Annotated in this window: 24 protein-coding genes and 1 tRNA gene; 15 read left to right on the top strand and 10 right to left on the bottom strand. The window is 65.6% G+C overall.

Features of this window, described 5'->3' with window-relative positions; translation table 11 throughout:
- The first annotated feature begins 2 nt into the window (after positions 1-2).
- Genes LB564_RS19315 through LB564_RS19305 form a run of 3 tightly spaced genes read left to right on the top strand, consistent with a single transcriptional unit; the run spans position 3 to position 2142 of the window.
- Positions 3-635, top strand: coding sequence for a precorrin-8X methylmutase (locus LB564_RS19315; RefSeq protein WP_224540124.1), 633 nt, complete (start codon positions 3-5; stop codon positions 633-635).
- Positions 632-1381, top strand: a complete 750-nt coding sequence (locus LB564_RS19310) for a precorrin-2 C(20)-methyltransferase (protein ID WP_140701789.1) — start codon at positions 632-634, stop codon at positions 1379-1381. Before LB564_RS19315 ends, LB564_RS19310 begins: the two co-directional genes overlap by 4 nt.
- The gene (locus tag LB564_RS19305; RefSeq protein WP_224540122.1) at positions 1378-2142 is read left to right on the top strand and encodes a precorrin-3B C(17)-methyltransferase; all 765 of its coding nucleotides are present in this window, start codon (positions 1378-1380) and stop codon (positions 2140-2142) included. Before LB564_RS19310 ends, LB564_RS19305 begins: the two co-directional genes overlap by 4 nt.
- Here the strand turns inward: LB564_RS19305 and LB564_RS19300 are convergent.
- Positions 2106-2873, bottom strand: a complete 768-nt coding sequence (locus LB564_RS19300) for a cobalt-precorrin-6A reductase (RefSeq protein WP_224540121.1) — start codon at positions 2871-2873, stop codon at positions 2106-2108. The genes LB564_RS19305 and LB564_RS19300 overlap by 37 nt on opposite strands.
- Position 2874: 1 nt before the next feature.
- Here LB564_RS19300 and cbiE point away from each other — a divergent pair, with 1 nt between their 5' ends.
- Genes cbiE through cobT form a run of 7 tightly spaced genes read left to right on the top strand, consistent with a single transcriptional unit; the run spans position 2875 to position 9328 of the window.
- On the top strand, positions 2875-4116 hold the full coding sequence (gene cbiE, locus LB564_RS19295; protein ID WP_224540119.1) for a precorrin-6y C5,15-methyltransferase (decarboxylating) subunit CbiE: 1242 nt from the start codon (positions 2875-2877) through the stop codon (positions 4114-4116).
- Positions 4113-4613, top strand: coding sequence for a cobalamin biosynthesis protein (locus LB564_RS19290; protein ID WP_411910229.1), 501 nt, complete (start codon positions 4113-4115; stop codon positions 4611-4613). Before cbiE ends, LB564_RS19290 begins: the two co-directional genes overlap by 4 nt.
- A complete protein-coding gene (gene cobM / locus LB564_RS19285) occupies positions 4610-5374 on the top strand; it encodes a precorrin-4 C(11)-methyltransferase (protein WP_224540115.1) in 765 nt (254 codons plus the stop codon). The genes LB564_RS19290 and cobM overlap by 4 nt, the downstream gene beginning before the upstream one ends.
- Positions 5371-6189, top strand: a complete 819-nt coding sequence (gene cobA, locus LB564_RS19280; RefSeq protein WP_224540113.1) for a uroporphyrinogen-III C-methyltransferase — start codon at positions 5371-5373, stop codon at positions 6187-6189. The genes cobM and cobA overlap by 4 nt, the downstream gene beginning before the upstream one ends.
- On the top strand, positions 6186-7499 hold the full coding sequence (locus LB564_RS19275) for a cobyrinate a,c-diamide synthase (protein WP_224540110.1): 1314 nt from the start codon (positions 6186-6188) through the stop codon (positions 7497-7499). Before cobA ends, LB564_RS19275 begins: the two co-directional genes overlap by 4 nt.
- Before the next feature lie 3 nt (positions 7500-7502).
- Entirely contained in the window at positions 7503-8279 is a 777-nt protein-coding gene (cobS, locus tag LB564_RS19270; protein ID WP_224540109.1) for an adenosylcobinamide-GDP ribazoletransferase, read from the top strand.
- A gap of 38 nt (positions 8280-8317) precedes the next feature.
- Entirely contained in the window at positions 8318-9328 is a 1011-nt protein-coding gene (gene cobT / locus LB564_RS19265) for a nicotinate-nucleotide--dimethylbenzimidazole phosphoribosyltransferase (RefSeq protein WP_224540107.1), read from the top strand.
- An 89-nt stretch (positions 9329-9417) separates the two neighbouring features.
- Here the strand turns inward: cobT and LB564_RS19260 are convergent, their stop codons facing one another.
- The 3 genes from LB564_RS19260 to LB564_RS19250 all read right to left on the bottom strand — a co-directional run bounded on the left by LB564_RS19260 (position 9418) and on the right by LB564_RS19250 (position 11504).
- Entirely contained in the window at positions 9418-10122 is a 705-nt protein-coding gene (locus LB564_RS19260; protein ID WP_140701797.1) for an outer membrane protein, read from the bottom strand.
- 269 nt (positions 10123-10391) lie between these two features.
- Positions 10392-10467 (bottom strand) — tRNA-Lys (locus LB564_RS19255).
- Positions 10468-10595: 128 nt separating this feature from the next.
- Positions 10596-11504 carry a PhzF family phenazine biosynthesis protein gene (locus LB564_RS19250; RefSeq protein WP_224540106.1) on the bottom strand — a complete coding sequence of 303 codons (909 nt, stop codon included), beginning with the start codon at positions 11502-11504 and terminating at the stop codon, positions 10596-10598.
- A 101-nt stretch (positions 11505-11605) separates the two neighbouring features.
- Between LB564_RS19250 and LB564_RS19245 the strand changes: the two genes are divergently transcribed.
- From LB564_RS19245 to LB564_RS19230, 4 genes are all read left to right on the top strand, one after another.
- Positions 11606-12892, top strand: a complete 1287-nt coding sequence (locus LB564_RS19245) for an efflux RND transporter periplasmic adaptor subunit (RefSeq protein ID WP_224540104.1) — start codon at positions 11606-11608, stop codon at positions 12890-12892.
- Positions 12893-12896: 4 nt separating this feature from the next.
- Complete coding sequence (locus LB564_RS19240; protein WP_224540102.1) at positions 12897-13604, top strand: ABC transporter ATP-binding protein; 708 nt, start codon at positions 12897-12899, stop codon at positions 13602-13604.
- Between the two features lie 3 nt (positions 13605-13607).
- On the top strand, positions 13608-14825 hold the full coding sequence (locus tag LB564_RS19235) for an ABC transporter permease (protein WP_224540100.1): 1218 nt from the start codon (positions 13608-13610) through the stop codon (positions 14823-14825).
- A gap of 112 nt (positions 14826-14937) precedes the next feature.
- Complete coding sequence (locus LB564_RS19230) at positions 14938-15168, top strand: hypothetical protein (protein ID WP_224540098.1); 231 nt, start codon at positions 14938-14940, stop codon at positions 15166-15168.
- Positions 15169-15179: 11 nt separating this feature from the next.
- On the opposite strand, the gene LB564_RS19225 is transcribed toward LB564_RS19230, so the two are convergent.
- The 4 genes from LB564_RS19225 to LB564_RS19210 form a co-directional block, all read right to left on the bottom strand.
- Entirely contained in the window at positions 15180-15605 is a 426-nt protein-coding gene (locus LB564_RS19225; RefSeq protein WP_224540096.1) for a type II toxin-antitoxin system VapC family toxin, read from the bottom strand.
- The gene (locus tag LB564_RS19220; protein ID WP_224540095.1) at positions 15602-15856 is read right to left on the bottom strand and encodes a FitA-like ribbon-helix-helix domain-containing protein; all 255 of its coding nucleotides are present in this window, start codon (positions 15854-15856) and stop codon (positions 15602-15604) included. Before LB564_RS19220 ends, LB564_RS19225 begins: the two co-directional genes overlap by 4 nt.
- A gap of 101 nt (positions 15857-15957) precedes the next feature.
- Positions 15958-16680: a hypothetical protein gene (locus LB564_RS19215; RefSeq protein ID WP_224540093.1), complete on the bottom strand. Its 723-nt coding sequence runs from the start codon at positions 16678-16680 to the stop codon at positions 15958-15960.
- A gap of 33 nt (positions 16681-16713) precedes the next feature.
- Complete coding sequence (locus LB564_RS19210) at positions 16714-17826, bottom strand: endonuclease/exonuclease/phosphatase family protein (RefSeq protein ID WP_224540090.1); 1113 nt, start codon at positions 17824-17826, stop codon at positions 16714-16716.
- Positions 17827-18014: 188 nt separating this feature from the next.
- On the opposite strand from LB564_RS19210, the gene LB564_RS19205 reads away from it, so the two are divergent.
- Positions 18015-18605, top strand: a complete 591-nt coding sequence (locus LB564_RS19205; RefSeq protein ID WP_224540088.1) for a BA14K family protein — start codon at positions 18015-18017, stop codon at positions 18603-18605.
- Positions 18606-19005: 400 nt separating this feature from the next.
- On the opposite strand, the gene ilvC is transcribed toward LB564_RS19205, so the two are convergent.
- On the bottom strand, positions 19006-20025 hold the full coding sequence (ilvC, locus tag LB564_RS19200) for a ketol-acid reductoisomerase (RefSeq protein WP_013531065.1): 1020 nt from the start codon (positions 20023-20025) through the stop codon (positions 19006-19008).
- 24 nt (positions 20026-20049) lie between these two features.
- Positions 20050-20703 (bottom strand): TetR/AcrR family transcriptional regulator, encoded by a 654-nt coding sequence (locus LB564_RS19195; protein WP_224540086.1) that lies wholly within the window; start codon positions 20701-20703, stop codon positions 20050-20052.
- Between the last annotated feature and the right edge of the window lie 88 nt (positions 20704-20791).

The following is a 20791-nucleotide window of genomic DNA, read 5'->3' as shown; positions in this document are numbered from 1 at the left end:
GCATGGCCGCCTACGACTACATCCATGACGGCAACGCGATCTACGAGCGCTCCTTCGCCATCATCCGCGCCGAGGCCGATCTCTCGCACTTCTCGGAGGCCGAGGCCGATGTCGCCATCCGCATGATCCATGCCTGCGGCCAGGTCGAAGCCGCCAGGAATTTTGTCTTCTCCCCCGATTTCGTCGCCGCCGCGCGCAAAGCGCTTGCCGACGGCGCGCCGATCTTCTGCGACGCGGAGATGGTTTCGCATGGCGTCACCCGCGCCCGCCTGCCGGCCGGCAATGAGGTGATCTGCACCTTGCGCGACCAGCGCACGCACGACATCGCCAGGGAGATCGGCAACACCCGTTCCGCCGCCGCGATCGACCTGTGGGGCGAGCGCATGGCCGGTTCGGTGGTCGCGATCGGCAATGCGCCAACCGCGCTCTTCTACCTGCTGGAGAAGCTGCGCGACGGCGCGCCGAAGCCCGCTGCCATCATCGGCATGCCGGTCGGGTTCGTGGGCGCGGCCGAATCCAAGGACGCGCTGGCCGAAAATTCCTACGGCGTGCCCTACGCCATCGTGCGGGGCAGGCTCGGCGGCAGCGCCATGACCGCCGCCGCGCTCAATTCGCTGGCGAGGCCCGGCCTGTGAACGCGCTTCCCAAAGGCCGTCTCGTCGGCGTCGGCACCGGTCCCGGCGATCCAGAATTGTTGACGCTGAAGGCCGCGCGCGTCCTAGCCGAGGCCGATGTAGTGGCCTATTTCGCCAAGCGCGGCAACAACAGCAACGCGCGCGCCATTGTCGAGGCGCGCTTCCGGCCCGACATGCTGGAACTGCCGCTGCTCTATCCCGTGACTACCGAGATCGACAAGGATCACGACGACTACCGCTCGCAGATCGCGGGTTTCTACGAGGAGTCGGCCAAGAGAGTCGCCGAGCACCTCGATGCCGGCAAAATGGTGGCCGTCCTGTCCGAGGGCGACCCGCTGTTCTACGGCTCCTATATGCATCTGCACGTGCGCCTCTCCCATCGCTTTCCGACCGAGGTCATCCCCGGCATCACCGCCATGTCCGGCTGCTGGTCGCAGACCGGGGTGCCGATCGTCCAGGGCGACGACGTGCTGACCGTGCTGCCGGGCACGATGAGCGAGTTCGAGTTGACCCGGCGCCTCGCCGACACCGATGCCGCCGTCATCATGAAGGTCGGCCGCAACCTGCCCAAGATCAGGCGCGCGCTGGAGGCGACCGGCAAGCTGACGCGCGCCGTCTATGTCGAGCGCGGCACCATGGCCGGCAGCGTTTCGATGCGGCTCGCCGACAAGCCGGATGACAAGGCGCCCTATTTCGCCATCGTGCTGGTCGCCGGCTGGTCCGGCAAACCGGGAGCGCAGGCATGAGCGGCCGTCTTACCGTCATCGGCCTCGGCCCCGGCAATGCCGACCAGGTCACGCCGCAAGCCAGCCGCGCTGTCGCCGAGGCGAAATTCTTCTACGGCTACAAGCCTTATCTCGACCGGCTTGACCTGCGCCCCGACCAGACCCGCGTCGCCTCCGACAATCGCGAGGAGCTCGCCCGCTCCAAGGACGCCTTGGTCAAGGCCGCCGAGGGCCACGATGTCGCCGTGGTGTCCGGCGGCGATCCCGGCGTCTTCGCCATGGCCGCCGCCGTCTGCGAGGCGATCGAGGCCGGTCCGGCCGAATGGCGTGCGGTCGATGTCGCCGTCGTGCCGGGAGTCACCGCCATGCTGGCGGTCGCCGCCCGCATCGGCGCGCCGCTCGGCCACGACTTCTGCGCCATTTCGCTGTCCGACAATCTGAAGCCCTGGGATCTGATCGAGCTGCGTCTGCTGGCGGCGGCCGGCGCCAGCTTCGTTATCGCGCTCTACAACCCGATCAGCAAGGCGCGTCCCTGGCAGCTTGGCCGCGCCTTCGAATGCCTGTCCGCCATCCTGCCCGGCACGACGCCGGTGATCTTTGGCCGCGCCGCCGGCCGCCCGGACGAGCGCATCGAGGTGTTCCTGCTGGCCGACGTCGACGCACAAAAGGCCGACATGGCGACCTGCATCATCATCGGCTCACCGGAAACCCGGATCATCAAGCGCGGCGACAAGCCGGCGCTTGTCTACACGCCGCGCTCGGCGTCGGGTTCGACGAAATGATCGATCATCGCGGCCAGCGCTTCGACGGTTTCAGCCGAAGGCACCTCCGGCAAATCAGGCCTGCGCACCATGACCACCTCGATGCCGAGCGTTCGCGCCGCGGCAATCTTGCCGTATGTCGCCGCGCCGCCGCTGTTCTTCGACACCACGACATCTATGCGATGCTTTTCGAGCAGGGTCCGTTCGGCCGGCTCGTGGAATGGCCCCCGCGCCAACAGATAGCTGGCATCCGGGACGGCCAGCTTCGGCTCGACCGGATCGACGCTACGGATGAGATAGTGGTGCTGGGGTGCGGCCTCAAAGGCGGCGACCTCCTGCCGGCCAAGCGCCAGAAACACGCGGCGCGGCACCTCGCCAAGCGCCTGCGTGGCGCCGGCTACGCTATCGATCTCAAGCCAGCGGTCGCCTTCAACGGCCTGCCACGCCGGACGTCGCAAGGCAAGGACCGGCACCCCCGTTTTGCGCGCGGCCATTGCCGCATTGGCGGAGATTCGCGCCGCGTAGGGATGCGTGGCGTCGATCAGCAGATCGATACCCGCCTCGCGGAGGTATGCCGCCAGACCGTCGGCGCCGCCAAAGCCTCCGGTTCGCACGGGCACGCCTTGCGCGACCGGGCTTTCGGTGCGGCCGGCCAGCGACAGCGTGACCGAGCAATCGGAGCGCACCGCCAGTTTTCCAGCCAGCTGCCGGGCTTCGGTGGTGCCGCCGAGGATCAGAATGCGGTGGGTCATCATGCCTGCTGAGGGTCCGCGCGCCGCCAAGCCCGACCCGAGATGGCTCACGATCGTCGGCATCGGCGAGGACGGTTTAGCGGGTCTCGGCGACGAGGCCAAGCGGCGGATCGCCAACGCCGAGTTCATCTTCGGCGGCAAGCGGCATCTGGCGCTGGTTGCTTCCTTCGCCAGGGGCAAGCCCTGCCCCTGGCCGATTCCGTTCGATGCCGGGATGGCCGATGTCCTGGCGCTGGCCGGCAGGAACGTCTGCGTGCTCGCTTCCGGGGATCCGTTCTTCCATGGTGTCGGCGCCACCCTCGCCCGCAAGGTCCAGCCACGGGAAATGCATGTCATTCCGGCGTCGTCGGCCATTTCGCTGGCCGCCGCGCGGCTCGGCTGGGCGCTGCAGGATATCGAGACCATCTCGCTGCATGGCCACCCGATCGACCTGATCCGCCCGCTGCTGCAGCCCAACGCACGCATCCTGGCGCTGACCTCCGATGGCTTTGCTCCGGCGGCAATTGCCCGGCTGCTCGCCGAGCTCGACTTCGGGGCTTCGCGGCTGACGGTGCTGGAGGCCTTGGGCGGGCCGAAGGAAACATTGCGCGCAGCGCGTGCCGATGCCTTCGATCTCGAAAACATCAATCCACTCAATGTGCTGGCGATCGAGCTTGATTCAAATCCGCAGGCGCGCATCCTGCCTCTGACGTCGGGGCGCGCCGACCATCTGTTCGAACATGACGGTCAGATCACCAAACGCGAAATCCGCGCCGTCACTCTGTCGGCGCTGGCGCCGAGGCGCGGCGAATTGCTGTGGGATATCGGCGCCGGCTCGGGCTCCATCGGCATCGAATGGATGCTCGCCCACCCTTCGCTGCGCACCATCGCCATCGAGGCCGACACGGCCCGCGCCACCCGCATCGGCCACAACGCCCTTGCCTGCGGTGTTCCTGGACTGGTCGTTATCGAAGGCACCGCCCCCAAGGCATTGGCCGGGCTGGAGACGCCGGATGCGATCTTCATTGGCGGCGGCGGCAGCGACGCCGGCGTCTTGAACGCCGCCATCAAGGCGTTGCGCAGCGGCGGCCGGCTCGTGGCCAATGCGGTGACGCTGGAAATGGAAGCCCTGCTTCTCGCCCAGCACACCAGGCGCGGCGGCGATCTTATCAGGATAAACATCTCCCGCGCTTCGCCGGTCGGCTCGATGCAGGCGTGGCGGCCGGCCATGCCTGTCACGCAATGGAGCTGGGTGAAACCATGATGGTCGCGGGGATCGGCAGCCGAAAGGGCGTGAGCGTCGAGGATGTGCTCGCGGCGATCGAAACCGCGCTCGAAGCGCATGGGCTGGCAATGACGGCGCTGTCAGCCTTGGCGACGACCGAGTTCAAACGCAACGAAGAGGCCATCTTCGCCGCCGGCCGTGAACTGAACCTCCCCGTGATAGTGGTGGATGTCGCTGGCTCCGAACCGCCGCTCCCCCTCACCCAGCCTCCGCTTCGCTCGGCTGACCTCTCCCCGAGGGGAGAGGAGATTGCAAACGCCGCCGCCCGTCTCTTCTCCCCCACGGGGAGAAGGTGGCCCGAAGGGCCGGATGAGGGGGCGGCCTCGCTCAACCTCTCGCAGCGTCTCGCCGGCACGCCATCGGTGTCCGAAGCTTCGGCCCTCGCGGTCGCCGGCGCCGGCGCAAAACTGGTCGGCCCCCGCACGGTGCTTGGCGCGGTCACCTGCGCGATCGCCATCAGCGGAGACGCATCATGACCGTCCATTTCATCGGCGCCGGTCCAGGTGCCGCCGACCTCATCACGCTGCGCGGTGCCAGGCTTTTGGCAAGCTGCCCGGTCTGCCTCCATGCCGGCTCCATCGTCGCGCCCGAATTGCTGCAACACTGCGCACCCGGCACCAAACTCATCGACACGGCGCCAATGTCGCTCGACGAGATCGAGGCTGCCTATCTCGATGCCCACAACGCCGGCCATGATGTAGCCCGTCTGCACTCCGGCGACCTGTCGGTGTGGAGTGCTGTCGCCGAGCAGATCCGCCGGCTGGACAAGCACGGCATCCCCTACACGCTGACGCCGGGCGTGCCTTCCTTCGCCGCAGCGGCCGCCGCGCTTCGCCGGGAACTGACCATTCCCGAAGTCGCGCAGAGCCTGGTGCTGACCCGCGTTTCAGGCCGCGCCTCGAAAATGCCGCCTGGCGAGACCTTGGCCGGCTTCGGCCGCACCGGCGCCACGCTGGCCATTCATCTTGCCATCCATGCCATCGACCGCGTCGTCGCCGAACTGACGCCGCACTACGGCGGCGATTGCCCGGTCGCCATCGTCTTTCGCGCCTCCTGGCCGGACGAGCGCGTGATGACCGGGACGTTGGAGACCATCGAGGCAAAGCTCGCCGCCGATCCGATGGAACGCACGGCGCTCATTTTTGTCGGCCGTTCGCTGGCGGCGGAAGGCTTTGGCGAGAGTTCATTGTACGACGCCCATTATCAGCGGCGTTTTCGCGGACGGGACGGATTGTGAGCGGCAGCACTGGAAATAACGGGGAAAACGCCACGCTCGAACAGGCGCTCGCGCGGCTGAACTTCAAGCCGCGTCCGCTTGAGCCGGGCCATGTCTGGCTGGCCGGTGCCGGCCCCGGCGATCCCGGCTGCCTGACGCTGGAAGTGCTGGCGGCACTGACCGAAGCGGACGCACTGGTCTACGACGCGCTGGTTTCGCTTGACGTGGTCGCGGTTGCCGGAAACGCCGAGCTTTTCTTCGCGGGAAAACGCGGCGGCCAGCCCTCGATGAAGCAGGACGACATCACCGCTCTGCTGGTGCGGCTGGCGCGTGAAGGCCGCCGCGTCGTCAGGCTGAAAGGCGGCGATCCCTATATTTTCGGCCGTGGCGGCGAAGAGGCGCTGGCACTGGCGCGCGAAAACATCCCGTTTCGTGTGCTGCCCGGCCTGACCTCGGGCCTCAGCGCGCTGGCCGCCACCGGCATCCCGGCCACCATGCGCGGCATCAACAAGGCTGTCATTCTGGCGACCGGCCACGCCGCCGGCACCGATGACGACATCGATTGGGCGGCGATCGCCCGCACCGGCCAGCCGGTCGTCGTCTATATGGGCATGGCCAACCTGCCTGTGATAGCTGCCGCCCTGCTCAATGGCGGCCTCGCGCCATCGACGCCGGCGGCGGTGATCGTCGCCGCGACGACGCCGCGGGAACGGACCGTCGTCGCCACGCTCGGCACCATTGCCGAGGCAGCGGCGGCGGCCGGGCTCGCCTCGCCGGCATTGATCGTCGTCGGTGGCATCGTCGCAATGCGCGCGGCACTGGCGGGCGGAGCATGACGGCGCGCGCGATCATCATCGGCGCGCCACGCTCCGGTTCGGGCAAGACCAGCGTCACCATCGGCATTCTGCGCGCGCTGACCCGGCGCGGCCTGAAGGTGCGCGGCGCCAAGTCCGGTCCCGACTATATCGACCCCGGCTTCCACACTGCCGCCACCGGCCTGTCCGGCGTCAATCTCGACAGCTGGGCGATGTCGCCCTCGCTGCTCAACGCGCTGGCGGCGCAAGCCGCCGACGACACCGATTTCGTCATCCTCGAAAGCGCCATGGGCCTGTTCGACGGCATCCCGGCCGCGCCGGGGCGAACCGGGTCGGCGGCCGATCTGGCGCGGCTTTACGGCCTGCCGGTGCTGCTGGTGCTCGACGTGTCCGGCCAATCGACCACGGCGGCGGCCGTCGCCAAGGGCTTTGCCACTTACGACCCGGATGTGCGCATGGCCGGTGTCGTGCTCAACCGGCTGGGCAGCGAGCGCCACCGGCGGCTCTCCGGCGACGCCATCGAGGCAATCGGCCTGCCCGTCGTCGGCGCGATTCTGCGCGACCCGACGCTCAATTTGCCCGAGCGCCATCTCGGCCTCGTCCAGGCCGGCGAATATGATGATCTGATGGCGCATCTCGACCGGCTGGCCGACATGGCGGAGAAGTCGCTCGACCTCGACGCGGTCATGGCGCTGGCAACACCGCTCGCCCCGGCGGCCGGCGACTTCGACGACGCGCTGCGGCCGCCCGGCCAGCGCATCGCGCTGGCCGAGGATGCAGCCTTCACCTTCCTCTATCCGCATGTTGCTGCGTCCTGGCGCAAGGCCGGCGCGGAAATCGTGCCGTTCTCGCCGCTCGCCGACGAAGCGCCCGACGAGGATTGCAATGTCTGCTGGCTGCCGGGCGGCTATCCCGAGCTTCACGCCGGCAAACTTGCCGCCGCCACGAATTTCCATGCCGGCATGACGCGGTTCGCCGCGACAAAACCCGTCCATGGCGAGTGCGGCGGCTTCATGGTGCTGGGTGAAGCGCTGGAGGACGCCGAAGGCGCGACGCACAAGATGCTCGGCCTGCTCGGTCATTCCACCAGCTTCGCCAAACGCAAGATGAATCTCGGCTACCGTGAGGCGCGGCTGCGCGTCGATTGCCCGCTGGGCGCTCAGGGCGCGCTGATCCGGGGCCACGAGTTCCACTATGCGCAGATGACGGCGACCGGCAATGACGAGCCGCTGGCCGACCTCGCCGATGGCCAGGGCAATCCGCTCGGCGCTTCCGGTTACCGGCGCGGCCATGTCAGCGGCACCTTCTTCCACGCGATTGCACGGGCCTAGACCATGAAGCTCCCAAGAATCGCGCTGTCGCCTCGGCAAATCCTCGATGACATCGCCCTTAGCCTGGTCTTCTTCACCCGCCTGCCGCTGCCCGTCTTCGATTTTCGCGGCCGCAACCTCGCCGCCGCGATCTGGGCCGCACCCATTGCCGGCCTCGTCGTCGGCCTGATCGGCGCGATCGTCTTTGCCACGGCGGAGCGGTTTGGCCTTGCCATGGGACCAGCGGCCGCCCTTGCCCTTGTGGCAACCGCGCTCGCCACGGGCTGCCTGCACGAGGATGGACTGTCTGACGTCGCCGATGGCTTCGGCGGCGGCAAGTCGCGCGGACGCAAGCTCGAGATCATGCGCGACAGCCGCATCGGCGCCTATGGCGCCATGGCGCTGGTCCTGTCGCTGCTGCTTCGCTGGAGCGCGCTGTCGCAAGTCGTCGAACCCACGCAGGCTCTGTTTGCTCTCGTGGCCGCGCATGCGGCCTCGCGCGGCGTGCTCGGCGCCTTCATGCATCTTCTGCCCCCGGCGCGATCCGACGGTCTGTCGGCCGGCGCCGGCACGGTATCGCTCGACACGGCCATGGCCGGCGCCGTGCTCGGCGCGATCCCGCTTCTGTTGCTTGGCCCCGGCGGCGCCATAGCCGCGCTGATTCTGCTCGGCCTGCTGTTTGCCGCCTTCCATGCGCTTTGCCTCAACCAGATCGACGGCCAGACCGGCGACACGGTTGGCGCCTTGCAGCAGGTGAGCGAAATCGCCGTGCTTCTCGTCGCTTCCGTTGCGCTTTCCTGATCCGTTCGCCTTGATTCCTTTCCGGAGACCTTGCCCCCATGCCCTTCAATTCCCTCGATGAACTGCGCGCCGCCTGCCTCGACCTGCCCGCAGGCAGCGATACGGCTGCCAATGCGGTCGCCCGCCGCCAGAACACGCTGACCAAGCCGCAAGGCAGCCTCGGCAAACTCGAATCGATCGCCGCGTGGCTGGCGCGCTGGCAGGGCCGCGACATGCCCAGGCTCGACCGGGTGAAAGTCTTCGTCTTCGCCGGCAATCACGGCGTCACCGCGCAAGGCGTGTCGGCCTACCCTTCGGAAGTCACCGTGCAGATGGTGGCGAATTTTGCTGGCGGCGGTGCCGCCATCAACCAACTCGCTCGCATCGCCGGCGCCGAACTCGACGTCATCCCGCTCGACCTCGACCAACCCACGGGTGACTTCACGCAGACATCGGCGATGGACGAGAAAGTCTTTCTCGCCGCCGTCTCGGCCGGCTATGACGCCGTGACTGATGATCTCGACCTCGTTTGTTTCGGCGAAATGGGCATCGGCAACACCACGCCGGCCGCCGCCATTTCGGCTGCCTTGTTCGGCGGTGGCGCCGAAAAATGGACCGGGCGCGGCACCGGCGTCGATGATGCCGGCCTGAAACGCAAGGTGGTCGCCATCGAGGCCGGCCTCAAGCGCCATGCCGCCGTCCTTGCCGATCCGCTGGCGGTCGCCGCCAGCCTCGGCGGACGCGAACTCGCCGCCATCTTTGGCGCCACGCTCGCCGCACGGCATCTCGGCATACCCGTGCTGCTCGACGGCTTCGTCTGCACCGCAGCCGCCGCCCCCCTGGCGAAACTGCACCCGACCGGCCTTGCCCACACCATCGCCGCGCACGTCTCGGCCGAATCGGGCCATCGCGGCCTGCTCGAAGCGCTCGCCCTGCCGCCGCTGCTCGATCTCGGCATGCGGCTCGGCGAAGGCTCCGGCGCTTGCCTCGCCGTCAACATCGTGCGCTCGGCGCTGGAATGCCATGCGAAGATGGCGAGCTTTGCCGAGGCAGGCGTTTCGGAGAAATAAGCGCTCGCAGGGGCGTGGTGAGCCCCGGGCCATTCACACAACAAAAAAGCCTCGCCGAAGCGAGGCCTTGCAAGAGATACGGTCCGAAATCAGAATTTGTAGCTAAGTCCAACACGGACATCGTTGGTAGTAAGATCAACTCTGGCAGCCTGCGTCGTGAAGATGAACGGCGTAGATTGCGATTGACGGCCATAGTCGGAGTAGCGGTATTCGACGCGCGCAATCAAATTGTCGGTCACGGCATATTCAAGTCCGGCACCTGCCGTCCAACCAACCATGGTATCGCTGATCTCGCTTGGAGGAGAACCTAGAAAAGGGGAAAGACTGGTTCCGGCGGAATATTTACCGATCGCCAGACCGCCGGTTACAAATGGCAAGAAACGATCGAATGCGTAGCCTGCACGCAGGCGTGCCGATCCGAACCATTTCAAATCACTGCTTGCGAAGGCAGGGGGAGGAAACCCAGAAAACGTATTGTCCGCCTTGGCGCTGGCGAAATTGGCATCCGCTTCAACGCCTATGACATAGTTACCATCGAACTGGTAGTTATAGCCAACGTATGCGCCCCCAAAGGCGCCTTTAGGATTGAGTGAGGCGCTAGTGTAGGGGGGGCCAGCCGGAGACCCCGCGCTGTCGTAAGTTGAACTTCCCCAAACGTACCCCGCCTCCGCACCTACATAGACGCCGGTCCAGTCATAAGCCACAGGCTCGGTCGGTTGGGGGGAGAGGTCCGCCGCCAAAGCGGGGGTGGCAATCACCAACGAGGCAAGAAGGGCAAGTTTGAGTGCGCGCATCCTGATCCCCGGGAGCAAAGCGATGAGTCAGGCTTAGCTTGGTTTTCCAACAAACCATATAACCCGTCTGCCACAAATTGAGAAAATTGTTCTTCTTGGTCCGGCTTGCGCCCCCATGCCCAACGGCAGCGCTGACACGGTCGCGAACCGGTTCCGATTAGCTTGTAGCAGTCGGCGGCCAATCCAGGCTCGTGCCACCATCGACGCATACCAAAGACGCGTCAACGCGTCTCTGGTACCAAGGTCTTCCACCAATTTTCTTGAAAATTTGGTGGGTGCGCACAGGATTGAACTGTGGACCCGCTGATTAAGAGTCAGCTGCTCTACCAACTGAGCTACGCACCCACTCGGCCGGCAAAAACCGGCGTTGGCGGGCATATAGCCGCCGATGCCGGTCCTGTCCAGCCCTGCTGGAATCATTTCCCGACAAATCGCATCAAGCCTTGTCGTGCCGGGAAAAAATGCAGCTGCGATCAGACGAAAAGCTTGCCTTCCGCCACCTTGATCGCATTGCCGCCAATGCGCGCGGAGGCCAGTTTTCCGCCCTGTACGGTCAGTTCGAGGCGGATGCGCGACGGCCGGCCCATCTCCAGCCCCTGCTCGATCCACAATTGCGAAATCCCGTCCGTCGGCGCGTCGAAATGCATGATGGCGCCGGCGAAGGCCGCCGCCGCCGAACCGGTCGCCGGATCTTCATAGGACGGCGTGCCGGGCACGATCATGCGGACATGGAACGCGCTTTCGTGGTTCACCGTCTCGCGGCAATAGATGTAAGGGCTGGCGAACGCCCATTCGCTCTTGCGCGCCGCCAGTTCCGACCACGCCTGGTTGTCCAGCCGGATCCGGGCCGCCGCCTCCAGATTGGCGACCGGAATGGTCACATAGGGCACGCCGGCCGACCAGAACGCGACACGGTGATTCTCGAAGCCGATCTCGTGCGGCGCCAGGCCGAGTGCCGCGCCGATCGACACCGGATCGGCTTGGAGCTCAAGCGGTTCCGGCAATTTCGCCAGGTCGAATTCAGCGAAGGTGGCGCCATCGTGCTGGCTCACGGCGCAGCGCACCGGACCGATGTTTTCTTCCAGCACGAAGATACCGGCGCCACCCTCGCCGGCCAGTTCCGCCAGCGCGATCGCCGAGCCGACGGTCGGATGCCCGGCGAACGGCATTTCATAATCCGGCGTGAAGATGCGGATGCGGTTTTTATGCTTGGGATTGTCCGGCGGCAGCACGAAGACCGATTCGGACAGGTTGAACTCGCGTGCGATGGATTGCATCGCGGCGGTGTCCAGACCTTTGCAATCCAACACCACGGCCAGCGGATTGCCGGCCAGTCGCTCGGTCGTAAACACATCGTAAAGCAAGTAATTCCGGGTTTGCATTCCTGCCTCAATCCCAACATGGGCGAAATTTAATTTGATATTCGAACCATCAAGCCTGATCTGTGCACAGATAGGGACATTGCGCATCATAGGGGTCTGGCGTGGACCAGATTGTCAATCCGCCAAAGACGGAATCGGATTCCGCCATCGAGACGGCGCTCGGTCTCGACCAGACCGGCCGGCGCAAGACGCGCCGGCGCGGCTGGCTCTATGCGTTGCTGACCCTCATCGTGCTTGCATCCGGCCTTGGCCTCTATCAGTGGTATGCGGGCACGCCGGCCAGGATTGACTACACGACGGTACCGGCCGCCAGGGCCGACCTCACCGTCCAGGTGTCGGCGACGGGCACGCTGCAGCCCCTGACCCAGGTCGACATATCGAGCGAACTGTCCGGTATCATCCGCTCGGTCTCCGCCGAGGAGAACCAGCAGGTCAAGAAGGGCGACGTGCTGGCCACACTCGATACGGTGAAACTCGAGGTCCAGATCGAACGCGCCGAGGCATCCGCCAAGGGCGCCGCTGCCAATGTCGAAGATGCCACGGTGACGCTGGCCGAGAACGAGAGCGCGCTGCTACGCGCGGCGGCCTTGACAAAACGCGGCATGGCCACCGACCAATCGCTCGAGGCGGCAACCGCCACGCGCGACCGCTCCAAGGCGGCGCTCGACAGTGCGAAAGCCAATCTCGCCATCGCCCAGGCCGACCTCAAGGCGCAGCGGACCGACCTTGCCAAGAGCACGATCTACGCGCCGATCGATGGCATCGTGCTGACGCGCTCCGTCGACCCCGGCCAGACGGTCGCCTCCTCGCTGCAGGCGCCGGTTCTGTTCGTCATTGCCGCCGATCTCAGGAACATGGAGCTGGTGGCGGCGGTCGACGAAGCCGATATCGGCGCGGTCAAGTCGGGCCAGCATGCCCGCTTCACCGTCGACGCTTTCCCTGACCGGCCCTTCGATGCCGAGATCCGCGACATTTCCTATGCCTCGGTCACGACGGATGGCGTCGTCACCTACAATGCGCGGCTCGAGGTCGACAACAACGAGCTTCTGCTGCGGCCCGGCATGACTGCCACCGTTTCGGTGGTCACGCGGGAGGCCAAGGGCGTGCTCACCGTGCCCTCTTCCGCGTTCCGCTATCGCCCGGCGCAGCAGGCGGCGCGCGGCTGGAGCCTGAGCGACCTGTTCACCGGCCGCATGGGGCGCGGCAACCGCCAGCGCCAGCCCGCGAAGGCGCCGACCGATGGTTCCCGCACGCTCTATGTGCTGGAGAACGGGCGGCCGCGTCCCGTCAACGTCAAGATCGGCTCCACCGACGGCGAGCTGACCGAGATCACCTCCGGCCTGGAGGAAGGCGCTGAGGTGATCACGGCCTCGCAGTCGCGGAGCTGACGCCATGGCCGCCGGTGCAGCCCTCATCACGTTCGACAAGGTCTGGAAGAGCTACGGCCAGGGCGAAGCCAAGGTGCATGCGCTGGCCGGCGTCGACCTTGCCATCCGGCGCGGCGAATTCGTCGCCATCATGGGCCCGTCGGGCTCCGGCAAGTCGACGGCCATGAACATCATCGGTTGCCTCGACACGCCGACCGCCGGAACCTATTCCTTTATGGGCGTCGATGCCGGCCGGCTCGACCGCAACCGCCGCGCCATGCTGCGCAACCTCTATGTCGGCTTCGTCTTCCAGGGCTACAATCTCCTGGCCCGCACCACGGCGGCCGAGAATGTCGAACTGCCGTTGATCTATCGCGGCGTTGCCGCCCGCGAGCGGCGCGACCTTGCCATGCAGGCGCTGGCCGAGGTCGGCCTCGTCGGCCGCGAGCACCACACGCCGGCCGAACTGTCGGGCGGCCAGCAGCAGCGCGTGGCGATCGCACGCGCCATCGTCACCAGGCCGACCCTGCTCGTCGCCGATGAGCCGACCGGCAATCTCGACACCGCCCGCACGCACGAGATCATGGAGCTGCTGACCCGACTGAACAGGGAGCTTGGCCTGACCATCACCATGGTCACGCACGAGGCCGATGTCGCCGAATACGCCGAGCGCACCATCCGCTTCCTCGACGGCCATGTCGCCTCCGATTCCATGAACGTGGAAGTGGCATAGACTATGATCTGGGAAACCGTCCGCCTCTCGCTGCGCTCGATCCGCCGCAACGTGCTGCGCTCGTTCCTGACGCTGCTCGGCATCGTCATCGGCGTCGCCGCCGTCATTGCCATGCTGACCATCGGCTCCGGCACCACGCAGAAGGTTAAGGCCGACATCTCCAAGCTCGGCAGCAATCTGCTGGTGGTGCGCGCCGGGCGGCCCGCCGGTCCCGGTGGTCCTGGCGGGCTCGACCAGGCGGTGCGGCCGCTCGCCGAAAAGGACTTGGCGGCGCTGGTCGTGCATCTCACCGGCGCGCGCGCCATCTCGCCGGCCGCGCAGAAGCAGGTCCGCGTCATCTTCGGCACCGAGAGCCTGACCTCGGGCGTCACCGGCACCGACAGCGCCTATCTCGACGCGCGCGACTGGAAGCTGGTGTCCGGCCGCCCGTTCAGCGATTCCGAAACCCGCTCGGGCACCGGCGTGTGCCTGATCGGCGAGACGGTGCGCCAGCAGTTCTTCGGCGCCGGCGATCCCGAGGGCGAAATCATCCGCGTCAACCGCACCTCCTGCAGGATCATCGGCCTGCTCGAACCGAAGGGCTATACCGGTTTCGGCCAGGATCAGGACAATGTCGTGCTGATGCCGCTCGCCGCCTATCAGCGCCGCATTGCCGGCAACCGCGACATCGACAACATCTACATCGCCGCCGACGACCGCACGCCGACCACCGAATTGCAGCCGCGTGTCGAAGACATCCTGCGCGATGCCAGGCGCATCACCCCCGATCGCGAGAGCGATTTCGGCATCCGCGACATGACCCAGATCGCCGACGCCATGGCCAGCGCCACCACCACCATGACCGGCATGCTGGGCGCGGTCGCCGGCGTCAGCCTGCTGGTCGGCGGCATCGGCATCATGAACATCATGCTGGTGTCGGTCACCGAGCGCACGCGCGAGATCGGAATCAGGCTCGCCATCGGCGCGCATGAAAAGCACATCCTCATCCAGTTCCTGGTCGAGGCGACCGTGCTGTCGCTGCTCGGCGGCATCATCGGCATCCTGCTCGGCCTGGGGCTGGCCGGCCTCGCCTCGGCGACGCTGACCATACCGTTCGCGCCGAGCCCGGCCGTGATCCTGCTCGCGGTCGGCTTTTCCGCGCTGATCGGTATGGTGTTCGGCTTCTTCCCGGCGCTACGCGGCGCCAGGCTCGACCCGATCGACGCGTTGCGGCACGAATAGAGAGCTGCGCGCAGCGGCTTTCCCCAACCTTGAACGCCTGCCCGCATCGGCAACACTGTCGCCCTGCGACCGGCGATGCTAAGGCAAGACATCTCCGGGCGAGGAACAATGCATGAGCAAGAAGGCGCGAGTGATCCTGGTGATGGTGATCGTCGAGGCCGCGCTCGCCGGCATCTGGCTATGGCTCGCCCGCTACGGCATGGCCAATCCCGATCGTGTCACAGCGGATTTCCAGGCGGTCGTCGGCCAGACCATGGGAATGGCCATGGGCGGCCTGCTGGGCATTGGCCTCATCCTGTTCCTTGCCGCCGCGCGCAATGACCGCAAGGGCAAGATCTCATAGGGGCATGGCAGCTAAAGCGCGGCGTCCCACGGATTGACGGTACTCAACCCGGCGGCCGCGAACGGACTTGTATCGCGGGTGGCGACCGTGAAACCGTGTGCCGCGGCCGTGGCGGCGATGTAGCCGTCCGCGTTGCCGATCGCCTTGCCCGCTGCCCTCGCCCGCACCATGAGCTTGGCGTAAGCCTGCGAAGCGTCGAAGTCGAAAGGCAGGATGCGGTCCGCAAACAGCGGCAGCGCGTCCCGCTCCAGACGGTCATGCAGGATCGTGCGCCGCCTGCCGACGGGCATCGCCGCGATACCGAAACGCAGTTCGGCCAAGGTGACGGCCGAGAGATACAGGGTTTCGAGCGCCTGGGCGTCGAGCCACGCGATGACGCGGGGATCTGGCGCAGGTTTCCACGGTTCGGAAATGACATTGGTATCGATGAGGATCATTCGAACCGCACCGGCTCGCCCGGTGTTTTGTCGCGGAGCTGCTGCAAGTCATCGACATCTTCTTGCGTCAATCCGGCCTCGCGGCCGATGGCTGCAAGCAGCGAGCCGAGTTCGACCCGATTGGCTGGCCGCACGGCCGTCTCCAGGATCTCACGCATCTCGGCTTCAGTGCTGCGGCCGTGCCGCGCTGCCCGCACCTTCAAGGCGCGGAGGGTTTCCTCCGGCAAATTGCGGATAGTGACGGCGCTCATTGATAGCAATCCACTTAAAATGACATCGTTGATAGCATTTTATCAATTTTGATATCAAACCGCAATCTCTCGGCGCTTCTCCGTAGGCGCGTGCAAGGGGACTACAATTTAGACCCGTTCGCGAAATGCCACTCGACCAGCGGCTTCATGTGTGGCGCCAGCCCCTCCGGCAGGTCGCCGGCATGGCGGATGATCACCGGCCCCTCGATCTCCGGATCGGCTTCGGTGGCGACGAAGGCCGAGATCCGGCGCGCGATCTCGTCGGCCGGCTCGTCGACATGATAGCGGCGGAAGATGACGGTGCCGCTTGCCGTCGACAGGGCGTGCCAGCGCACACCGCGCCTGGCATCCGACAGGTCGAGGCCGGTTTCCTCGCGCACCTCGCGGATCATGTTGAAATCGACATCGACGAGACCGTCGCGGAAATCGACCGGCTCGAACGAGCCGGCTGCGAAATAGACGCTGCCGGCCCCCACCGTGTGTCGTCCCATGCGGATCGCCACCAGCGCATTGTCTCCGGCCACCAGCATGGCATGGCCATAGGCATGCTCGGCGCCGGAATTCTCGCGCCGCTTGCGCCACAGCATGAAGGTCGAGTAGTTGACGGCATGGCAGCGGCCGATGAGGCGGCGGTCGCGATAGGCAAGTTCCGAAAGCAGCACCACGACCCCGTCGAACAGCGCCGGTTTGGCGGCGATCTCGCTCTGCCAGTTCGCGGCAATCGCCTCGGCATTCTCCAGTGCGAACGGGTGCGGGCCGGGGTCGAGACGGACGTCGATGGCGTCGACGGGCAGGATGACATTGCGCGGAAGATCAAAGCTCATGTCGGCTCCGCCCATCAGGCCCCATAATGCCCATCAGGCCATGTCCAGCGTGATCGCCACCGGGCAATGATCCGAGGCCTTGGGCCGGTCCCAGCCGGCGCGCGGGAAGCGCTCGACTTCCTGGCCGGCGGGAAAGATCGTGCGCCAGGGCTGGCCGTTGCGGATGATGTCGGGAACCGCCGTGGTGTTCTTCGCCGCCAGTCCCTTCGAGAGCAGGATGTAGTCGAGCTGGCACAGATGCCGCTCTTCCGGTCCGCGTGTGTGATAGAAGGTCCAGCGGTTCATCTCCGGCCGCCGCTCGACGACGTTTTCGCAAAAACCGCCCGCCGTCAGCACATTGATGCAGGACAGGTTCTCGTCGACCACCTCGAAACGGTAACCGTCGACCTCGTCGCCGGCGATCTTCACGCGCTGGCGGTAATCGTTCATGTCGCCGCAGATCGCCCAGCGCTTGTCGGCCGCGTGCTCCGCACCGAAACGCTCCTCGATGATGCGCCGCACGGCCTGCGCCTCGGCGACGCGCACCGGCATTGTCGCTTCGCGTCCGTCGAGCCCGTTGCGGGGCGAACCCATCGACTTGAAGTGCACGAGATAAAGCGTCATCGGCGCGCCGCCCACCTTGATGTCGACCTCCAGACAGTCGCGCCGGAAGATGCGTTCATTGGCCTGGTTGCCGAGGGTCGCCAGCTCCGGCGTATGCAAGCCGAACTGCTCGTAGGTGACATAGGCATGGCTGGTCATGCGCACGAATTCGATCGGCTGTCCCTGCGCGGTTTCGTTGCGCATCATCACGGCGACATCGATGCCGCGCGAATCATTGCCCGACGTGGTGTATTTCTGCCGGTAGCCCTGCCCCACCATCTTGAACAGGTAGCCGTACTCGAACGCCTTCAGGGCCTCGATATTGTCGACCTCCTGCATGCAGATGATGTCGGCGCGGGTGGCGGCGATGGCCAGCGCCGTCAGTTGACGCGTGTCGTCGGACTGCGCGATGGCGCGCGCCTGTTCCAGCATCCTGTATTCGGCCTCGCTCTGGATATCGAACAGCGCCAGCGTCCGGTCCTCGTTGAGCTGGTTGCGATAGCCGGAAAAATCGAACCTGTTCATCAGGTTCTCGACATTGAAGGTGGCAAGGCGCAGCGACATGCGCTGACCTTTGCCTGCAAGAGCGGCAGAAGACAAGGTCGCAGGACCCCAGGCAGGGATCGATTGGTCCTGGCGGGGTTCGCGCCATGGTTGACGGAACCTTTCCGTTCATCCGCCGTTCAGACGCAAAGGTCCACAGTATGCCCATTCCAGGGTAGGCGTGGGGCCTGTAGCTCTTGGAGAGTGCAATGAATTCGCTCTTTTCTTCCACTATCAAATCCGGGCTTGTAGCCCTCGGTATCGTGTCCGGCATCACGGCGCCATCCGCCGCTGGTCCGATCCTGCAGCCGGATGTGTCGATCCCGGCCAGTACCGCCGCGCCGACCATAACCCCGGTCCGCGACAGCTGGGCCGGCGGCAACAACAATGGCGGCGATTGGAGATGGCGCCGGTCCGGCAACTGGAACGGCCGCCACTGGAATGGCGGGGACAACTGGAACGGCCGTCGCCACTGGAACGGTGGCGGCAACTGGAGCCGTGGCGATGACTGGCGCTGGCGCCATGGCCGCCATCACTATCGTGGCGGACGCTACTACGATGACGGCGCCGCCGCGGTGCTCGGCCTTGGCCTGGGGCTCGGCCTCGGCAGCATCTACAACAACGGCTACTATAACGACGGCTACTATGCGCCGGCGCCGCGCCGCCACTACCGCGCCGGTCGGCTGTCGAACGCGCACGTGCAATGGTGCTACAACCGCTACCGGTCGTACCGCGCCTACGACAACACGTTCCAGCCCTATAACGGCCCGCGCCAGCAATGCTATTCGCCCTATAGCTGAGCTGCCCGCGGCTGATGCCGGAAATGAAAACGGCGCCACGTGGCGCCGTTTTCTATTGATCGCGAAACGTGGATCGGCTCAGTTCTTGGCCTTATCGACCAGCTTGTTTTTGGAGATCCCCCGCGCGCCCACAGGGCGAAGCCCGAGGACGCGCAAAAACAGGGCGAAGCCCGAGGACGCGCAAAACAAGAAACGTGGATCGGCTCAGTTCTTGGCCTTGTCAACCAGTTTGTTCTTGGAGATCCCCCGCGCGCCCACAGGGCGAAGCCCGAGGACGCGCAAAGTAAGAAACGTGGATCGGCTCAGTTCTTGGCCTTGTCAACCAGCTTGTTCTTGGAGATCCCCCGCGCGCCCACAGGGCGAAGCCCGAGGACGCGCAAAGCAAGAAACGTGGATCGGCTCAGTTCTTGGCCTTGTCGACCAGCTTGTTCTTGGAGATCCACGGCATCATGGCGCGCAGCTTGGCGCCGACTTCCTCGATCTGGTGGCTGTCATTGTTGCGACGGATGCCCTTGAAGCGCGACATGCCGGCGCGGTATTCCTGCATCCACTCCGAGGTGAATTTTCCCGTCTGGATGTCCTTCAGCACCCGCTTCATCTCGGCCTTGGTCTCGGCGGTGATGATGCGCGGACCCGAGACATACTCGCCCCACTCGGCGGTGTTCGAGATCGAGTAGTTCATGTTGGCGATGCCGCCTTCATAGATCAGATCAACGATCAGCTTCACTTCATGCAGGCACTCGAAATACGCCATTTCCGGCGCGTAGCCTGCTTCCACCAGCGTCTCGAAGCCGGCGCGGATCAGTTCGACCAGGCCGCCGCACAGCACGACCTGCTCGCCGAACAGGTCGGTCTCGCATTCCTCGCGGAAATTGGTCTCGATGATGCCCGAACGACCGCCGCCGACGCCGCAGGCGTAGGAGAGAGCGAGGTCGAGCGCATTGCCCGAGGCGTCCTGGTTGACGGCGACCAGGCACGGCACGCCGCCGCCCTTCTGGTATTCGCCGCGAACCGTGTGGCCCGGGCCCTTCGGCGCGATCATGACGACGTCGACGGTCGACTTCGGCTCGATCAGGCCGAAATGAACGTTGAGACCATGCGCGAAGGCAATCGCGGCGCCGTCACGGATGTTCGGCGCGATTTCATTCTTGTAGATGTCGGCCTGCAATTCGTCCGGCGTCGCCATCATCATCAGGTCGGCCCATTTGGCGGCGTCGGCGACGCTCATCACCTTGAGCCCGTCGGCCTCGACCTTCTTGGCGGTCGCCGAGCCGGCCTTGAGGCCGATGGCAATCTCCTTGGCGCCGGAATCCTTGAGGTTGAGCGCATGCGCCCTGCCCTGGCTGCCATACCCGATGATGGCGACCTTCTTGCCCTTGATCAGATTGAGATCGGCATCACGATCGTAATAGACGCGCATTTTACTTCCTTCCCGTTTTTTAGATCAGAGGCCTTGCGGCCCGGTTTTTGCTCCGAAAAGAGCGAGAAACTGCTGCGTCGCGCGGATGGCATCGCCGCCGATCGCCGCCTCAGTCAATTCCAGCCTGTCGCCGAGCAGCAGACGGATCTGCACATCGCGGCCAACCAGCCCGAAAAAGGTACGGAACGCCGTCTCGGCATCCCCGAATTCAAGCAGCCCGGCCTGCCGGCCGGCTTCAAGCACCGGCTTCAGCCGCTTGGCCAGTGCAAAGCGCCCATTCTCCAGCACGACGGCGCCGAGATTGTCCTTGCCTGAACCCGCATGGCTTACCGCCACCCGGTTGAGCGCGATCGAGGTGTCGCTGGAGATCACCTTGAGCCAGTCGGAGGCAAACCGCTCCAGGCTTGCCGTCAGCGAAACAAGGTCGAGCCCCCTGCCGTCGACCGAAGCCACCCGCACCTTCGACGCCTGCCACTGCACCGTTGCCGTCAACAGCCCGTCCCGGCCGCCGAACCATTTGTAGAGCGTTTCCTTGGAACAGCTCGCCCGCCGCGCCACGGCGGTCATGGTCAGATTGTCGCCCTCCTCGACCAGCAGCCGCAGCGCCGCATCCAGAACGGCCTGCTGCCGCTCCGTCAACGCCTCGCTGTTGTCGATGTCGGCCACGCCGTGCAACACGCTCTTCCCTCGGCAGACAAAAGCAGGTCGGCTAAGTCGCCTGCCGTACCGTACGTTACGGTTCGGCTTATTGCGCAATCCAATGATC

Source organism: Mesorhizobium sp. ES1-6 (assembly GCF_020164775.1).
Taxonomy (GTDB): Bacteria; Pseudomonadota; Alphaproteobacteria; order Rhizobiales; family Rhizobiaceae; genus Mesorhizobium.
The sequence above is the reverse complement of the archived record's forward strand: the minus strand, read 5'-3'. Positions and strand labels throughout refer to the sequence as shown.